The organism is Pedobacter sp. (genome assembly GCF_965279535.1).
Lineage (GTDB): Bacteria > Bacteroidota > Bacteroidia > Sphingobacteriales > Sphingobacteriaceae > Pedobacter.
Genome location: NZ_OZ257244.1, coordinates 2,833,772 through 2,853,023, shown reverse-complemented (window position 1 = coordinate 2,853,023; position 19,252 = coordinate 2,833,772). Strand labels below are relative to the sequence as shown.

Annotated in this window: 10 protein-coding genes; 8 read left to right on the top strand and 2 right to left on the bottom strand. The window is 40.2% G+C overall.

The window, feature by feature from the left end; translation table 11 throughout:
- Positions 1 to 4: 4 nt before the first annotated feature.
- Both ACQY77_RS11485 and ACQY77_RS11480 read right to left on the bottom strand, forming a co-directional pair.
- The gene (locus tag ACQY77_RS11485; protein ID WP_421942001.1) at positions 5 to 838 is read right to left on the bottom strand and encodes an SDR family NAD(P)-dependent oxidoreductase; all 834 of its coding nucleotides are present in this window, start codon (positions 836 to 838) and stop codon (positions 5 to 7) included.
- Between the two features lie 173 nt (positions 839 to 1,011).
- Positions 1,012 to 5,061 carry a hybrid sensor histidine kinase/response regulator transcription factor gene (locus ACQY77_RS11480; RefSeq protein ID WP_421942002.1) on the bottom strand — a complete coding sequence of 1,350 codons (4,050 nt, stop codon included), beginning with the start codon at positions 5,059 to 5,061 and terminating at the stop codon, positions 1,012 to 1,014.
- Positions 5,062 to 5,405: 344 nt separating this feature from the next.
- Here ACQY77_RS11480 and ACQY77_RS11475 point away from each other — a divergent pair, with 344 nt between their 5' ends.
- The 8 genes from ACQY77_RS11475 to ACQY77_RS11440 all read left to right on the top strand — a co-directional run bounded on the left by ACQY77_RS11475 (position 5,406) and on the right by ACQY77_RS11440 (position 19,083).
- The gene (locus ACQY77_RS11475) at positions 5,406 to 5,876 is read left to right on the top strand and encodes a CHRD domain-containing protein (protein ID WP_421942003.1); all 471 of its coding nucleotides are present in this window, start codon (positions 5,406 to 5,408) and stop codon (positions 5,874 to 5,876) included.
- A 31-nt stretch (positions 5,877 to 5,907) separates the two neighbouring features.
- Entirely contained in the window at positions 5,908 to 8,754 is a 2,847-nt protein-coding gene (locus ACQY77_RS11470; protein ID WP_421942004.1) for a SusC/RagA family TonB-linked outer membrane protein, read from the top strand.
- Positions 8,755 to 8,772: 18 nt separating this feature from the next.
- Positions 8,773 to 10,524, top strand: a complete 1,752-nt coding sequence (locus ACQY77_RS11465; protein WP_421942005.1) for a RagB/SusD family nutrient uptake outer membrane protein — start codon at positions 8,773 to 8,775, stop codon at positions 10,522 to 10,524.
- Positions 10,525 to 10,540: 16 nt separating this feature from the next.
- The gene (locus tag ACQY77_RS11460) at positions 10,541 to 13,669 is read left to right on the top strand and encodes a SusC/RagA family TonB-linked outer membrane protein (protein ID WP_421942006.1); all 3,129 of its coding nucleotides are present in this window, start codon (positions 10,541 to 10,543) and stop codon (positions 13,667 to 13,669) included.
- Positions 13,670 to 13,687: 18 nt separating this feature from the next.
- Positions 13,688 to 15,454, top strand: coding sequence for a RagB/SusD family nutrient uptake outer membrane protein (locus ACQY77_RS11455; protein WP_421942007.1), 1,767 nt, complete (start codon positions 13,688 to 13,690; stop codon positions 15,452 to 15,454).
- 118 nt (positions 15,455 to 15,572) lie between these two features.
- Positions 15,573 to 15,890, top strand: coding sequence for a hypothetical protein (locus ACQY77_RS11450; RefSeq protein ID WP_421942008.1), 318 nt, complete (start codon positions 15,573 to 15,575; stop codon positions 15,888 to 15,890).
- Positions 15,891 to 15,929: 39 nt separating this feature from the next.
- On the top strand, positions 15,930 to 17,372 hold the full coding sequence (locus tag ACQY77_RS11445) for a hypothetical protein (RefSeq protein WP_421942009.1): 1,443 nt from the start codon (positions 15,930 to 15,932) through the stop codon (positions 17,370 to 17,372).
- Positions 17,373 to 17,580: 208 nt separating this feature from the next.
- Positions 17,581 to 19,083 carry an alpha-L-fucosidase gene (locus tag ACQY77_RS11440; protein ID WP_421942010.1) on the top strand — a complete coding sequence of 501 codons (1,503 nt, stop codon included), beginning with the start codon at positions 17,581 to 17,583 and terminating at the stop codon, positions 19,081 to 19,083.
- The last annotated feature ends 169 nt before the right edge of the window (positions 19,084 to 19,252 follow it).

The window sequence follows — 19,252 nt, the reverse complement described above, 5'->3', positions numbered from 1 at the left end:
CCAATTAATCTATATCAGTAGAAAATGAAAGGTGCTTCCATTTTTCCATTTCAATCTGTTCGTTCTTGCGATGTTCGAGAATAGAATTAAAGCTATCCGGGCCCAGAATCAGGTGAACTGGTGGTTCTGCTGTATTTACAATCAATTTTAGTGCCTGAGCGAGTTTTTTTGGATCGCCCGGCTGGTTTCCGTTAAAGCGGCTTAACATTTCTGCATGCGCTTTTTGTCCGTAACATTCTATTTCTTTTGCTGCAACAACCAATGTTGTTTCAGACATAAAGTTAGTACGGAACATGCCGGGAACCACCACGGTTACCTTTATACCAAAAGGCTTAACTTCTTGCGCCAATGCCTCAGAAAGGCCTACTACGGCAAATTTTGCTGCATTGTAGCTTCCGGTATTGGCATAGCCGATGTAACCCATATTAGAGGCTATGTTGATAATATGCCCCGATTGCTGTTGCCTGAGGTAAGGCATTACCTGGCGAATTACGTTTACGGTTCCGAAAACATTAACCTCCTGTGTTTTGCGGAATTCATTTTCAGAAATTTCTTCCAGACTGCCAAGCAAATAGTAACCTGCGTTATTGAGTATCACATCCAATCTCCCAAAATGCGCAATGCTTTTAAACAGTACATCACTTACCGCTGCATCATTGGTAATGTCCAGGGCCAAAGGCAGAAAGTTTTCACCTGCCTCACCCAGTTTACTGATGAGTTCGTTAACATTTCTCGATGTGGCCACCAATTTGTCGCCGCTTGCCAATACGAGTTTGGCAGTTTCAAGCCCCATCCCTTTAGATGCACCTGTAATAAACCATACTTTTTGAGTATTCATCTTTAATTTTGATTATGGTACAAAATTGGATGAATGATGCCGGTTAAAAGTGTTCATTTCACTGAAAAGTGTGTCCAGTTTCAGGTATTCATTTCGATTTAACTGGGGGATGATATATTTATGCTCATCTGCGATGATTAAAGAATGGTTATGAAAGATGTTCGGATTGATGATTATTTAACCTCTTTTCCCTCTTTATTGCTCAGATAAGCTTTTGGTGTATAGCCATATTGCTTTTTAAATTCCCTGCTAAAATATTTCGGATCGTTAAATCCAACAAGATAGGCTACTTCTGATACGTTGTGAATTCTTCCCTCTAATAATACAGCAGCCTTTTTAAGCCTGATAGATTTAATAAAGTCGTTGACCGACAAGTCTGTTATGGCCCTTATTTTTTTGTAAAGTACAGGTTGGCTCATGCCAATCTCTTTTGCCAGTTCAAGCACACCGAAATCCTGGTCTGTTATTCTTTCTTCAATGCATTGAACAGCCTTAACCATAAATTTATGGTCAATTGTATTAATGGTAATGTCTTGTGGTTGCAGGTTAACCTGCTCGCTGAACTTCCGCCTCATGTTTGTTCTTGATTGGAGGAGGTTTCTCACGTTGAGTAAAAGCAATTCTAAACTGAAAGGTTTGGTAACATAACTATCAGCGCCGGTTTCCAGGCCATCTACCTGCTGAGGGTGAGAAACTCTTGCGGTTAATAAAATAACGGGGATATGCGCTGTACGTTCATCAGTTTTAAGTTGTTTGCATAAATCCAGTCCGTTCATAACCGGCATCATTACATCGCATATAATCAGATCAGGAACCTGCTCGGTAGCAACTTCCCAGCCCATTTGTCCGTTTTCGCTTTCGAGCACCTGGTAATGTGTACCGAGGGTATTTCGCAATAGCTGCCTTATTTCCTGATTATCTTCTACCAACAGTACCGTTTCTTTGGCCACCTGATTTTGTAAACCCGGAGCCGGCATAGCCATTGTAGCGGCATACAAGCCATTTTCGTATGCTACAGCATCAGGAAAATCAGTTTCAACCTGTTCGTTCTTACCGGTCTTTAAAATTACGGTAAAACTTGTGTCCCCTGCCTGATCTTCTGTTTCAGGCCTGCTTTTCATTAACAACTCCCCACCATGGGCTACCACAATGCTTTTTGAAAGTGCCAATCCGATTCCCGAACCGATATGTACAATACCGGGGCTATCCACCTGAAAAAATTCGCTAAACAACTTGTCTTTTTCACTTTCAGGGATCCCGATCCCGTTATCCCGTATTTCAACTCTGATGTTATCCTGTTCTTCGTGGATTAAGATGCTAATGGCACCCTCATTTTTAGTGAATTTAAAGGCATTGGAAAGTAAATTGAAAAAGACCTTCTCCATTTGTATCTTATCAAACCATATTTCGATAGGCTGTTTTTCGAATTTAAAGGTATAGCGGATGTTTCTGCTCTCGGCCAGTTGCGCAAAAGACTGGAAAATCTCCTGTAAGAAATAAATGAGGTCTTGTTTTGCCGGGTGAAGCTTGAGGTTTCCGGTTTCCATTTTTCTGAAATCCATAAGCTCGGTAACCAGGCGCATTAATCGATCAGCATTTTGCTTAATCGGTATCACCTGTTGGTTTATTTCCGGCAAGTGCTTACTGCTTTTGAGCAGGTTTTCTAAAGGGCCAAGGATAAGGGTAAGTGGGGTTCTGATTTCATGCGATACATTGGTAAAGAACCTCAGCTTCATTTGTTGTACATCCTCTGTACGCCTTAAAAGTGCTTTCACAAATAAATAGCGGATCAATAAGAATAGGATAGCAGAAAATAAGAGGATATAGAAAGTATAAGCCCACCAACTTGCCCACAGCGCCGGCCGGATACGGATTTGGGTAGAGGCTATGGTTTGCCCCGGGATACCATCGTTATTGATACCTTTTACCATAAATTTGTATTTCCCGGCAGGTATATTGGTGTACGTGGCGCTGGGTGTAGCGGTGTAATTCCACTCGCGGTCGTAGCCAGACAACAGGTAGGCATATTTATTTTTATCTGGCTTTACAAAGTTTAATAAGGCAAACTCAATGGTAAAATGGTTTTGATCATGTTTAAATACAAGCTTTTTAGCATTATTTACAGATGAGCTCAGTAAATCATCTGCTCCATTAACTTCTACCGTTTGGTTAAACAGCTTTAAGTCGGTAAACACAAGCGGAGAATGGTATTTATTCAACTCAATATCTTTCGGATAAAAAGCGGTTAAGCCGTTAATTCCACCTAAAAATATCTCTCCTTTACTATCCATAAAATAGGAACGGGCATTGAATTCGTTCCCTGCTAGGCCGTCGCTTTTAGTATAGTTCCTAAACCTGCCTGATGCGGGATTGAGTTCTGACAAACCATTGGCTGTGCTGATCCACAGGTTTTGACTCTCATCTTCTACAACACCCAGTACATTGTTGTTAATCAGCCCGTCACCTTCCTGATAAGTTTTAAACTGGTTGGTTTTAGGGTTGTATATGCTTAGTCCGCCAAAATAAGTACCTATTAATATTTCCTTATTGCGGTTTTCTGTAATACAATTGATATAATCTGATTGTAGCTTATTGCGGTTGCCTTCATTTTTACGGAATTGGGTAAGCCGTTTTGTATTGGGGTTATAGCGATAAAGCCCTGAGCTGGTTGCAATCCAAAGGTCTCCGCGACTATCTTCAAATATTTTAAGGATATTTTTTTTACGCAGGTAACGGTCTAAAATACTTTTTGTGGTAGATAAGGGGTACCGGCCATTTTTTTTCTGAAGAATAGAAAGCCCGTTTAGCGATCCAACCCAAACTGTCCCCTTCCGATCAACCTGAAGAGCCAAAATCTCTGCAGAACCTACAGCCCCAGTAGAATCTTTAACATTTTTAATTCTCTGGAATTTCCCCGTTGCAGGATCAAATATATTTAAACCACCACGATGCGTACCAATAATAAGCCGCTCGCTGTTTGGCCCCTCTTTTACCATTATCTTAATCAGATTAGAGCTAATGGTTGATGAGTCGTTAGAATTGGTTTTGTAGGTTTTAAATGTGTTGCTTTTCCGGTTGTAATAGTTAAGTCCGGCACCTTCGGTTCCTATCCATAAATTATGCTGGCCATCCTCTATAATGGCACTCAGTACATTACCACTTATGCTGGGTACAAATTTACTGTTGCGATAAACCTTAAATTTAGTAGCTACAGGATAAATCATGTTAACGCCACCAAAGTATGTCCCAATCCATATGTTTCGGTTCCGGTCTGCAAAAATGTTGTGAATAGAATTATGGCTGATGGTATTGCCTATTTCCGGATCATGCTGATAATTTAAAAACTTTTCCTGCGCTAAACTGAAGATACTTAAGCCATCCTGAGTGCCTATCCATAGCAATCCTTTGTCATCGCACATGAGTTCGCGGATGTCATTGTGAATAAGTGAGTTTTGATTTCGGTTGTCGTGCTGGTAGGTCTTTAGTTTTAAGGTTGTTGGATTATATACCGATAATCCATTGGCTGTACCCATCCAGATATTTCCATTTTTATCCTCAGTAATGGCAGTAATGTAATTAGAAGGGATAGTGCCTGGCAAGTTTACCTTTCTGTACTGATAGCTTCCTTTTTGAAGGTTGAGGACAAATAACCCATTACCTGTTCCTACCCATACATTTAAATGTCTGTCTTGAAAAATAGCAGAAATGCTGTTAACCTGATCGTTACTTTTTTCACTGAAACGAAAGCGCCTGAAACGGTTATTGGTTTTGTCTACCAATAAGTTTAAGCCATTTAAAGTCCCTACCCAAATCTCTTTTTGTTTATCCTGATAAAGCACCTCAACATTGCTGCTGCTTAAGTTTTGTATGGTTGAGAATTGATCTGTTTGTTGGTTGTAGAGGCTAAGTCCTGTAGTGGTACCAATCCAAAGTTTTCCGCTGGCATCGGTAGCCAATGATGTAATTTCATTACCTGCTATATGCTGATTCTTTTTGGAATCGCTTTTGTAAATCTTAAACCGGTGTCCATCATATCGGTTTAGTCCTTGCCTGGTACCAAACCACATCATGCCGGTACTATCCTGAGCAATGGCTATTACAGAGTTTTGAGATAAACCATTCTCAACGGTAAGGTTAGAAAACGAAAGTTGAGCCTTGGCGGAGGAAATAACAAGAGATATTAACACGCAAAGAAACAGCCTGCAGCGCTTGTCAAATTTCATATTAAGTTAGGGATGTTTAGTTGTTAGCTTACTGCATAAATATAGAAATATTGTTTCCTTTATGCATTAAAAGGCATCATTTAGCATGCATATTATTCGATTTTCTACCTTTTCCTTTTAAATTTTCATCTTTTTTTAGGCGATAATGTCTCAGTTTTGATTCAACCAACTAACCCGCCTGTTGCCCGTTATTCGAATTTAGAAGAAAGCAACCGGTTAAACAAAACAACCAACCAAACTTAACCAATGGATGAAAACAAACTAACCGAAACACTGCATTTCGCCAGTTGATTGGCGGCTTAACAACGCCTCAAAATTTATCAACCCTAACCTAAATAACTAAAATGAAGTTTAATCACTTTAAAAAGTGGTGCATGCTTGGTGCTATGTACCTGTTAATCTTTATTACATCCTGTAAAAAGAAATTTATCGAGTCGGATATTTTTGTAAAGAAGCAATGGAAAGTTGAACTTTCAGCATCAAAAGTTTTACCCGCTATTAGTGGAAGAACAGATCATGCAGTAGCAATGGTTTACCTGATGGACAACCGGGAATTGCATTTTGATATCTATTTCGATAAAGTTGTTGAGAATAATGATACACCAGGAGAGGCCAAACTGTTTCTAGGTCCTGATGGTGCCGCAGGCAGTCTATTTATAGATTTAAAAAGCCCAGCCTTTAATACACAACGGGAAACGAAAGGCTCAGTAACTATAGATGCGGCTACTGCTTCGAAGCTCCAGACAGAAAAAGTATACCTACAAATTTCATCCGCGCAGCAACCCGCAGGTTTGGTACGTGGACAGCTCAACTAACCAATCTATCATTTCAGGAACTAATCATATTATGATAAAAATATTTACTTTCCAACAAAAGTTCTTTTGGGCTAAGCCAGGCTTTTTAATGTGTTTATGCTGTCTGGTATTTTTTCAGGGAAAGGCACAGCAAAATCCAGGCAATGTTTCAGATTCACTTGTGCTCGACTCTATGTTACCGGGAACCAACCCGCAACAGCGGCATGTAAACCTTTGGTATAGAACGGTATCTAAACAGCGGAATGTTACAGGTTCGGCAACAATTTACAATGAAGATGTTAATACTACTCCGGTATCAGACATAACAAATGTAATAGCAGGCAGAATTACAGGTCTTTATTCTAACCGCTCATCAGGAAGAACAGGGCCTATGTTTGATGCCTCTTCTTTTACTTTGCGCGGCCAGTCGCCACTGATTGTTGTAGATGGAGTAATCCGTTCATTTACAAGTTTTAATGTTGACGATATTAAAAGTATCACGGTTTTAAAAGATGCGGTATCTACCAGTATGTATGGCCTGCGTTCCTCAAATGGGGTTGTTTACATTACTACAAAAGATAAGTCTTATGACAGGCCTTTCGAACTGGACTTTAATGTTCAATATGGTGTTTTAAATCAATTTAAAAGGCCAAACTTTATTAACGGTGCCCAATATGCCGAATTGTACAATGAGGCGCAGAAAAACACCTTTCCCAATGCAACGCCTGTATTCACTGCGGCAACAATCGCAGCTTACAGAAATGGAACTAACAACCAATATTTACAGCCCAATAACGACTGGTATAACACCATTTATAAAAATAATGCATTACAAAAGCGGTATGCTGTGAATGCCGCGGGGAATGGAAAAAGCTACAGGTACTATACATCAGTAGAACATCTGGCGCAGGATGGTAATTTCCTTACTACTGCCGATAATCCTTACGAAACCAACAACTTTTACAAAAGGTATAACCTAAGAACAAATGCTCAGATAGATTTTAGTGAAAATATCCAGCTGAGCCTGAATATTTTCGGTTCTATAGAAAATAGTAATGAGCCTGGAAGTACCAGTTCTGTGATCATGAACAGAATTTTCGAAACCTCTCCTTTAGGTTATGCCGCGCGAAATCCCGACGGAACCTACAGTGGAAGCATTCAATACACGAATAATATTTTGGCCAGTGCCTTAAATTCCGGGTACATTAATTACAATGAGCGTACTTTGAGTGCCGATGTGGGATTAAAGTTTAAGCTTGATGATATTACTAAAGGGCTTTGGGCAAAAGGATTGCTCTCAATTAATAATTATTACCTTCAATCTATTGCCAGGACCAAAACCTTTGCCATATTTTATCCAACAGTTTCTGCCAGCGGAACAACCTATACGAAGGTAGGAAGTGATGGAACAATAGAAGCAGGAAAAGGCGACCCGGGTATATTAACCCAAAATAAGCAAACTTTCTTTAACGGGCTTATAGGCTATGACCGCTCTTTTGGAAAAAGTAATTTCAATATTCTCGGAACTTATAATTTAACTAATCTCATCGATTCTTATACTCAACTGAATCAAATTTATAAGAACGCTGGTTTAACTGCAACGTATGATTATAATAGAACTTACCTGGCAGAACTGGGTTTGGTATACGGCAGTTATAACCGATATGTACCGAGTAACAGGTGGGGCTTTTTGCCTTCGTTAGGGTTAGGATGGATTATCTCAAATGAAGACTGGTATACCAGCAAAACCATTAACTTCTTAAAGCTGAGAGGAAGTGTTGGACAAACGGCCTGGGCAGACCCCACTAATTATTATAGCTACATGCAGCGATATACCCTCGGCGCTACAGGTTATAATTTTGGAGCCACTGCCAGTGCCGTGTCAGGAGCTGCAGAAAGTACCTTAAGAAACCCGGGCATTACCTGGGAAAAGGCTGTTAAGGTTGATGTGGGTGCTGAAGCCCAATTTTTGAACAATAAGCTTGGTGTTGAAGTAAACTGGTATACCAACAAGTATTATGATGAATTGATTACCCCTTCTGGTGGGTATGCATCGGGCATTATTGGCCAAACCTATCCAACAGTTAATGCCGGTAAATCGCGTTATAGTGGTTTGGAAGGCAATATCAGCTTTAACAATCGCAAACAAGACTTTGGTTATTTTATAAAAGGAAATTTCACAATAGCAAAAAATAAAGTGATTACCCGTGCAGAAGGAAACTTCCCTTACCCCTGGTTATATCGTGCAGGCCAGCCAACGGCAACTTATGGTTATGAGGCCATAGGCTTTTACCAGATGGGAGAAGACATTGCTAAAACTGCAAATATTCCTGGGTATACGCCCCAGCCAGGAGATATCAAATATGCAGATCTTAATGCAGATGGGCTGATTAATTTCTTAGATCAGAAAGCTATTGCAGGAACTAAACCCCTGTTCTTTTTTGGCTTCAATGCCGGATTCAATTACAAAGGTTTTGATTTTAGCGCCTTGCTGGAAGGAAGATTAAACCGCGAAATTTATTACAGCGCAGCCCAAATGCTTGCCTTTAATAATGGTTATGGCTATGTGTTGGATTATACCACAGAAAACAGGTGGACACCGCAGAATTCAACCCAGGCAACACTGCCCAGGTTAACCCTGGGTTCAAATACCAATAATGAACAAACTTCTTCTTTTTGGGTAAAGCGAGCTGACTATATCAGGTTAAAAAACATAGAGGTAGGATATAGCCTGCCAGCAAAATTTTTAAGGAGAGCAAAAATTAATAAAATCAGGGTCTTCCTGAATGCTTATAACCCACTTACCTGGACTAAACTTGATTATTTGGATCCGGAGACAGGCTTGTCTGGTTTTGCGAATTATAGAATTTTAAATGGAGGCATTTCGCTGAAATTATAACACAAAAAGTAATAAAAGATGAAAAATATAACAAGATTCTCCATTCTAGGATTACTGATTTTAGTTATATCCACCTTAGGATGTAAGAAAATGATTGAAGATGAGCCTTTAGAGAATGCCGAGATTGGTCTGGTATTCGATCCAACAGACTCATTAGGGAAATATGCCGAAGATTACTTGAATAATACTTATTCAAGTTTACCAACCGGATTTAACCGCGTTGATGGCAACATGTTAGATGCGGGATCGGATGATGCGCTTCCATCCTCAACCTCACACACGGTTCAGTTTTTTTCTAATGGGGCATTTAACCCCGTTAACCTTCCAGATAATACCTGGGATGCGAATTACGCAGGTATTAGAAAAGTGAATATATTTTTAGCGAACATTGATCAGGTTCCTGTAAAAACCCCAGGATTTAAGCAGCGTTGGAAAGCAGAAGCAAGAGGGTTACGTGCCATGTTCTATTTCGAGCTTTTGAAACGCTGGGGAGGCATTCCGATTATTGGCGATCGTGTATTCGAACTGGGTGATGACGTCGCTTTTCCACGCAACACTTATCAGGAAACGGTAAATTATATTGTATCAGAACTGGATGCCATTATGCCGGTTTTACTATCACCCAATAGCACCAGCGGGTATACAACCATTTATTTTGGGCGATTTACCCGTGGGGCAGCGATGGCATTAAAAGCACGATTATTATTATACGCTGCAAGTCCGCTGAACAATACAGCAAACGACTTAGCCAAGTGGGATTTGGCAGCAAAGGCTGCTAAAAGCATTATGGATAGTGTTGCGGCCAACAAATTTGTTTATTCTTTATCAACGCTTACCACTACTGCACATTACACAACTACAAATATGGCGAGCTTGGCGCCGGCAGGTGCTACATTAACGAATTACGTGGCCGGGGTTAATAAATTTCTGAATGTTTTCTCCACACGATACAATACCGAAATTATTCTTCCCTATTTGAGGGCAACTACAACAGATGTGGAAGCCAATAACGAGCCAGTTGGTTATACAAGAGCAGGCCTTGGAAGAACTAATCCGACACAGGAGCTTGTAAATGAATTTGAAACATTCGCTGGTAAACAAATTGCAGAAGCAGGTTCTGGTTATTCATTAACTGCACCCTATTATAACAGAGACCCAAGGTTGGCAGGAACTGTATCGTTTAATGGTTTATACTGGCTCACCAGAAATGTTGAAACTTATGATGGAGGAAAAGACAGACCTCAGGGATACGGAAGAACCAATTCTGGTGAGACAAGAACAGGCTATTATCTGCGTAAGTTTATGACTGGTACCACCAGTGAAAGTGCTTATACAGCAGCGAACCACAACTTTCCAATCTTTAGATATGCAGAAGTACTTCTTAACTATGCTGAAGCGCAGAATGAGGCTGTAGGCCCGGATGCATCTGTTTATAAAGCGATTAATGATATCAGGACAAGGGTAAATATGCCTGCCCTTCCAGTTGGCTTGAACCAGGCAGAAATGCGTATCAGAATAAGGCATGAGCGCAGGGTGGAAATGGCTTTCGAGGAACAACGTTTTTGGGATATCCGAAGATGGAAAATTGCCGAAACAGTTTTAAACGGGACACTTCATGGCATTCAGGGTACACTTACAGGCACCACAATTACTTATGGTATTGTAAATGTAGCGCCGGCAAGCTTCAGTGCTAATAAAATGTATCTCTATCCAATTCCGTACAAAGAGATCTCATCTAACAATAAAATGGTTCAAAATCCAAACTGGTAGATTATTAATGAACGTTATGAAAAGAATTTTAATATATATAGTTGTTTTATCTGCCCTATTTAGTCAGCTTGCTATTGCACAGACAGGTAAAACCATAACTGGCTTAGTTTCCGACAATCGCGGACCAATCCCGGGAGCAACAGTGTACGAAAAAGAAGCTACGGCAAATGGAGCGGTGACCGATCAAAACGGTAAGTTTAGTTTGAAATTTAAAGGTACAACCGGCATAATCGTGGTAAAATCCATCGGCTATTTAACCCGCGAAATTAATACTTCAGGCAAAAATACCATCAATATACTACTCCAGGAAGATGCAAAGGGACTGGAAGAAGTAGTTATCCTAGGATTTGGCGAAAAAGCAAAGAAAATAACCAGTACAGGCGCAGTAAGTTCTATTTCCGGAAAAGAAATCAGACAGAGTCCTACCTCAAGTATTCAAAACTCTTTGGCAGGTCGTTTACCGGGTTTCTTTTCTCAGCAACGTGGAGGCCAGCCCGGGAAAGATGGTGCAGAGTTTAATATCCGTGGAATTAGCACCTACCAGGGCAGCACAAGGCCACTTATTATTGTTGATGATATCGAAGTTACTGCTGATCAGATCAGTATGATCGACCAGAATGAGATTGAAAGTTTAACCATCCTAAAAGATGCTTCAACCACCGCTGTATATGGTGTTAGGGGTGCAAATGGTGTAGTTGTTATCAGAACACGGAGGGGCGAAGTGGGTAAACCCCAGCTTACTTTCAGACAGGAAGTGGGGCTAAACAGCTCGACCATGAATTTTGATACCAACGATGGCTATACTACTTTAGCCTTATTAAATGAATGGACTACCCAGCAATATTTAGATCCGGCTGTCCAGTATCCTAAATATTTTTCGGGGAATAACCTGGAACATTATCGTTTAAAAGACGATCCTTATAATTTTCCTTTTGTGGATTGGTGGGATGAGCTAACATTAAAAAACAGCCTTCAAAGTCGTACTAACTTCGATATTAGCGGCGGCACCCAGAAAACAAAATACTTTGTCTCTTTAGGTTATTTTAATCAGGGAGGTATGTATAAGAACTTTACGCAAGATGAAGGGTATAATGGAAACTACAACTTTGACAGGTATAATTTCAGATCGAATGTAGATATAGACCCAACCAAGGACTTACACATCCGCTTCGACTTGTCAGGAAGATTTGGTGTAACCAATTCGCCTAATGACAGCCCTGGAAATGGAGGTGCTCCAACCTTACAGTATTTATGGAATGGACAATTGTCAGCTTTCGGATACCCTGCCTTCAATGAAAATGGTAGTTATGGTGGTTCTACCAGTAGTGCCACCAAAATTAATCCGATTGCCAACTTAAGGTACTCCGGATACAGCAGAGATTATACCAACAACCTTGGATTTGTAACCCAGGTAAACCAAAAGCTGAATTTCATAACAGATGGTTTATCTGCAAATGCCTTATTGTCTTATGCCAGCGACTATAGTTTTAACAGATCTCTAAAGCGAAATTCGAGTGAGATCCCTACGTACTACTGGGATCCTAATACACGCAGCTACCTGCCGGTAGTGAATAACCTCTATCGCTTAGGTAATTTAACCCGAACCGGAGGATATACAGGTTCGAATAGGGTAACCAATTTGCAAGCTTCTATTAAGTATGATAAAACCTTCGGGCAACATGACCTTAATTTTTTTGTACTACTTAACCAAACTACAAAAACAGAAGAAACTGCTACAACAGCTACAGAACCCTACAACGTAAGGGGGATTACAGGATCCTTGAGCTATAATTTTAAACAACGTTATTTGCTTGATATTAAGGGAGCATACAATGGTTCGGACAAGTTTCAAAACTCTAATAAACGGTATGCTTTGTTTCCTGCTGTAAGTCTTGGATACAACATCAGCGAAGAGCCTTTTTTTAAAAAGAACATTCATTTTGTAGATAACCTAAAATTCAGGGGCTCATATGGTATAGTGGGTAATGATGGGATTGGCAGCTCTGTTTACACTTACGAGAAAACATATTCTTCCGGCAGTGGTAAAGGCTATATTTTTGGTGAAACATCAAATACTGCTTCTGCAGGTATTATTGAACCTACCCTCTCAAATACTGAAATTACCTGGGAAACCCAAACAGATGCAAACATTGGTTTAGATCTTAAAATGTTCAAGGGAAAACTGTCTTTTACAGCAGACTTTTATAAAAAACGCAGAGAAGATATTTTAACGCAAAGATCATCGGTTGCAGCATCTTTTGGCGCTTCATTACCATTTGTAAACCTGGGTATTGTAGAAAATAAAGGGTATGAATTTGACCTAACTTTCCGCGATAATGCTTTTTCAAATAAGCTTTCTTACTTCATAAATGCACAGATTAGCCACAGTGAAAATAAGGTTGTCTTTAGAGATGAGGGGGTGGCTAAGTACCCTTGGCTGGGATTAACTGGTAAGCCTGTTGGCGCACTGTTCGGTTATCAGGATGCAGGTTTGTACCAGTCTTTATATGATGTATATAACAGCCCTAAATTACTTACGGCTACCCCGTTAAATACCCTAAATTTAGGTGGTGTGAAGTTGGTAGATCTTAATGGAGATAATGTTATCGATCAATATGATATGGGCTATCTGGGTACCAATCAACCAGAGTTTATTGCTGGGTTAAGCCTTGGGTTTTCATACAAGGGCTTTGATTTCAGTACCTTGTTTCAAAGCTCCTTTAAGTATTTTATCAATATAAACAGAGGGATTATCAGCTACAGTCGTCCCGAAAATCAATCGGTTCCTTATAATTTAGGCAGGTGGACACCCATTACAGGCAATGATGCTACTTTCCCTGTATTGGCAGGCAGCGGAAGTCAAAACAGCGTTTATTCTACATACTGGACCAAACGTGGCGATTATATCCGCTGGAAAAACGTAGAGGTAGGTTATCGCCTTCCAGATTCATTTGCAAAAAAATTGCACGTAAACAACATCCGCCTATATGCTAATGGTTACAATTTGGGCCTAATATACACGGCACTTCCGGTATTTATCGACCCTGAATCTGTATCTGGCACTTCATCCACAACCAATATTGGTGATATAAATGAATATCCGCAACAGCGGATTTACAACTTCGGTATTCAGTTTGGCTTATAACTTTTAATCTTTATTAAAATGCAAAAGAAATTTTATACACTTAGCTTATTGGCAATACTTGCAATTGGCTACTCTTCCTGTAAAAACGATAGTTTCTTAGATCGGAAAACTGAAACCCTTACGGAGGATAAAGTTTTTGCCGATAGTGCACTCACTACAGGTTTCATCAATGATATGTACGCCTACACCGGACAAGACATCGTTCCATATCGCTACAGCATGATTACGAGCCCCGGAAGTAATGATTATGCCTGCTTTGATGACCAAACAACTTTATCCATCAGTTACTACAGTGCTCCACAGCAAGGAGTTATGGCCGGTACTTACAGCGCCGCTAATTATTCGCTGAATAACTACTGGACTACTTTCTATAAGAAAATCAGGTTAGCCAGTTTATTTATGCAAAAATCAGGAGCTTCTCCTATTTCTGCTGCCAGAAAAGCACGATTAAATGCAGAAGCAAGATATCTAAGGGCTTTTTTCTATATGTCCCTGATACGACTATATGGAGCTGTTCAGCTTATGCCTGATGAGCCGCTGAATACAGACGATATTTTAATCTCAAAAAGAAACACCTATAAAGAGTGTGTAGACTATGTTGTGAACGAGCTGGATGCTGCGGCGGCACAATTACCTAATGCTATTGCACAAGATGCATCAGAATATGGTCACGCAACAAAGGGAGCGGCATTAGCGCTAAAAGCCAGGATATTACTGACAGCAGCAAGCCCCTTGTTTAATGGAAATTCGTTTACAACAGATCCTGCAATACTCCCATACGTTACCTATTCTTCTGCGTACAACGCCGCCTTGTGGCAAAAAGCTGCTGATGCCTGCCTGGCAGTGATTAATCTTCCCGATTACGCCTTAGTAGAAGACAATGCGACAAGGCCCGGTCATGGGTTTTGGAAAATGTTTGTAAAAGGAAGAAGAAACTCTGAATACATCATTCCATACATTGTAGCCAATGGCACTGCATTAGAAAGTGCAAGATTCCCTAGGGGAAGAGTTGGTGCAGCCGGAGGATATAGTAATCCGACTGAGAATGCCGTTAAGTTTTTTGGGATGAAAAACGGAAAGGCAATTACCGCATCAGGTTCCGGTTACGATCCGTCTAATCCATATGCTAACAGAGATCCCCGCTTTAATTATTCAATTATCTACAATCAGGCACCAATATGGAGAAGTGGCTCTGGTACCACGCTGGTTCCTATAGATATTTTCTTTAATAAGGCAACGAATTCGCTTACTGCCGATGGAATACAAACCTATTATACCAAAACAGGGTATTATTCGCGAAAAATGGCAAATGACTCTACCGCCACTTCGGCATCCATAAACAGGGCATACCCCGTATTAAGGCTAGCCGAACTTTATTTAGGATATGCAGAGGCCTTAAATGAAATAGGACAAACAGAACAAGCAGTAACCTGGCTAAACAAAATAAGGAAACGGGCTGGAATTGATGCCGGAACAGAATCCCGCTATGGGATAGTACTGGGCATTTCAAAAGCAGATTTGCGTAAAATTATTCAGGATGACTATGTTGCAGAGTTTTTTCATGAAGGGCATTTCTGGTATGATACGCGAAGATGGAAAACAGCAGAAATAACAGAAGCCACTACAATGACAGGAAATTACATTACCAAAGAGCTCAATGGGACTTATACTTATAAAGAAGTATCGGCTTTGCCTGTAAACTGGCAACCAAGGGCATACCTTGCACCAATTCCTCAGGATGAGATCAATAAGTCTGCAACATTGATCCAAAATCCCGGATGGTAAAAATATTTAGTTTGATTAGTTTGTAATGTTACCACGTTGACTGTCTGGATGGGCAGTCGACGTTTGGTAACTGCAATACTGGTAACACAACCCAAAATACCAATTAGATTCTATTACTATGTCTGCCACAGAAAAACCTAATTCTGCATCAACCGAACTCAGAAAATCAGTTGATATAAGAACGCTGGAGCCCATAATTTTTTATTCTGGAAAAAGTGATGAATTACACATTCATTTAGGTGAGTTGGATAGAGGTGAGTTGATTATTAAGTTGCTTTCAAAGAAGATGATGCAGGTAAAGGAGGTGACTTTGTTGGAGAATGCTGAGGAGCTGTCGTGGAAGCAAGATTTTAAGGCACTAAAAATTATAGTTCCCAAATCTGTAAATGAGGGGTTAAGTCCGGAACTCCCCATTATTATTAAAATCAAATTTTAAACATTTACCCAGCCAACTTTAAACTATAAAAAATTAAGTATGAAAAACAGAAGAAACCAACTTCGCCTCAGCCTGCTCTTTATGATTACAGGCACCCTGTTCTTTAATGCCTGTAAAAAGGCAACGGTTGCCGAAACGGAAACCCCAAGTACCAAACCAAACACCTTAGCACTTAATGGTACAAGCAGTACGCCCGCTTTCGTAACCAACACTAAAAACCTCAATATTGTAATGTTTGTTCCTACAGATAATCCGGCATTGCCAGATTATAAAACACGATTAACGGCATTATTTACCCATTTTCAAACCTGGTTGCATACCGAAATGTTGAGATACGGTTACGATAAATATATGGGTTTAGCCAAAGTTGATTCTACAAGCTTAGTGAGGTTTATCGAAATCCCTGCCGCAGGACCACAGGCAGATTATCCTTACTCTTCCAGCGTATCAGCAGCCAAAATTATAAATGAAATTAATGCTTACAAGGCCACACATGCCTCAGAATTTTCTAACTCTTCTCATATGCTTATCTTATTGCCACAACGGACTGATGGTGGCGATCAACCGTTTTACGGTTGGGGCAGAAACTGTTTCGCCCTCGATAATGCCAATATGGCCGTAGATAAAATACCTAACCCCAATTCCAATTACTTAGGTGGAATGCTCCACGAACTTGGGCATGGTTTAAACTTACCTCATGATCATGCAAAATATGCATCAGAACAGCCTACATTGGGAACTTCTTTAATGGGTTCGGGGAATGTAACTTTCAGTAAGGGCCAGCCTACATTTTTAACAGAAGGTGATGCAGCAATTTTGAATCGTAATGAAATCTTTCAAAACCCCTTGCCTGCTGAAACGCCTTACGAAAGTGCAACAACCACCATTAATGCTAATGCAACCTATAACAGTACTACACAGGCCTTGAGTCTATCGGGCGACTTTACCAGTAATAAAGAGGTTAGCGACATCCTTATTTATATGGATCCGAATGTGAATAACGAAGGTACAGGAGCAAATAAAGATTATAATGCAGTAACCTGGAGATTTACCCCTGGTGCAGGCAACACCATTTCCGGCACCATTCCATTGAGCGAGCTTTATTACAAAACGAATGAACCTTATGAGTTAAAGGCTAAATTGCTGTTGAAAAATGGAAATGTAATTTCAAAAACCTACTCATTCTCGTTCTTAAATGGTGTGCCACAAATTGGAGCAAACGGCTCAGCCAAATTTTTCCAGAACGCAAGTTATGGCGGTTATGGTGTATCTTTACCTGTAGGCCAGTATACAACTGCTGATTTAGTTAGCCTGGGGATCAGCAACAATGATGTATCCTCTGTAAATATTGGTTTAGGCGTAAAGGTGATTATGTACGATGGAGATAACTTTACAGGAAGCAGTATCGAACTCACATCTTCAAGTTCTTACACCTCTACTTTTAACGATAAAGCATCCTCAATAAAAGTAATTGCACTTTAAAAAAATATTTCAGGCTTTGCCAGTTCTGCTGGGTAATTGGCAAAGCCCTGAATCACAATAAACAGTACCATTTATACAGCCAGCTACTTCCGTTTAGAAATTAATACCAATAAATATGATTAACATTTTTTTGGATGTTAAAAGTTTAATGTAATCTTTTTGAAAGACTCTTAAATCTATCTTAAACATCCAAAGGAAACCTGACATTATGAAAAATATCCTTAAATACGTACTGCCGGCCATCCTGGTAGTTACTGCAAGCCAGGCAGATGCCCAACAGTGGTCTGGACCAAAACGAAAACCCGCAAAACCGGTAGAGGTTAAATATGGGCCTTTAACTCCTGCCAATCGAACCGATGCAACAATGGAGGCCTTCAGAAACTATGGCCTGGGGCAGTTTATACATTGGGGAATTTATTCTATAGCCGGTAATGAATGGGAAGGCGTTAGCGCACGTGGAGGGGCAGCAGCTTCAGAGTGGATTCGCTCCTGGTCTGGCCCAACTGCACCCAAAGATTGGAAAAATACTTATGATAACCTTTATAAGCAATTTAATCCAAAAGATTTTGATGCCAAACGTTGGGCTAAGCAAGCTAAAGACATGGGTGCAAAGTATGTAATTTTTACAACAAAACACCATGATGGGTTTGCGTTGTGGCCAACAAAATATTCGGATTATAACATTACTAAAACCCCTTATAAAAAAGATATTGTTAAGCAAGTGGTAGATGCCTACACGGCAGAAGGCATCGATGTGTATTTGTATTTTTCTATCCTGGAGTGGAATAATCCCAATTACATGGGAAAAGCGCCTCAAACGGATGAGGAAAAAAAGAAATTCGATAAATTCTTGCAATATACCCGTAACCAGCTGCTGGAACAATTAAAAAACTACCCTCAAATCAAGGGGTTCTGGTTTGATGGTACCTGGGATGCTTCCTGGAAAAGCGCCTATGAATTCACTTATAACCTGGAAAAAGAACTGCGTGAAAAACATCCGGGATTAATTATTGGTTCTCGTTTCCGGAATGATGAACATGGCTCGCGCCATTTTGATTCAAATGGCAATATGTTGGGCGATTATGAACAAGGTTGGGAGCGTAAACTGCCTGCCGAATTCGAGTGGTTAGAAGGACATGACTGGGATGCGGTAATGACAATTCCACCAAATGGATGGGGGTATATGAAAGATTGGTCGGGCATTTACACCAAAACCACAGATGATTTATTGGATATGTTGATGCATTCCAGATCCATGAACGGCAACTTTGTGCTCAATTTCGGTCCAGATGGAAATGGGAATATGCATCCTGAAGAGGATACACTCGCCAAGGAGATTGGAGAATGGGTAAGGCAAAATGCAGAAGCAGTTTACAATGTTCGCCACGCTGCATTAACACCATCCAAACTGGGGTATTTTACACAAAAAGAAGATCAATTGTATCTAACAGTCTTTAACAGACCTTTAAATAATATAGTTCGTATTGCAGTACCTAAAAATGCCACCCTCGTACCCAACAGTGCCGCCTTACTGGTGGGTGGAGAGAAATTAGCGCTTAAACCTGCAGATATTGGCCTTGACCTCGATAAGAACACCTATTATGATGTAATACTGCCAAAAACTTTCAGTTCTGATCGTGCTTTCGTAATCAAAATGAAATTGGCTGCGCCTAAAGTCAAATCAACCAGGCTTATGGATGCCAAGATGTAATGGATAAGTGACGGAAAAAGCAGATTTTCTAACTTTTCGTTTAGGATTATCCTCTTTTTTCGCATCCCAAAAGCACAGTTTTGTGGCTTCGAATGAATTAATCAAGGATGGAATGATCGAATAAGGGAATGATAGAGTGTTGTATGCTGTTCCAATCATCCATTCAAAA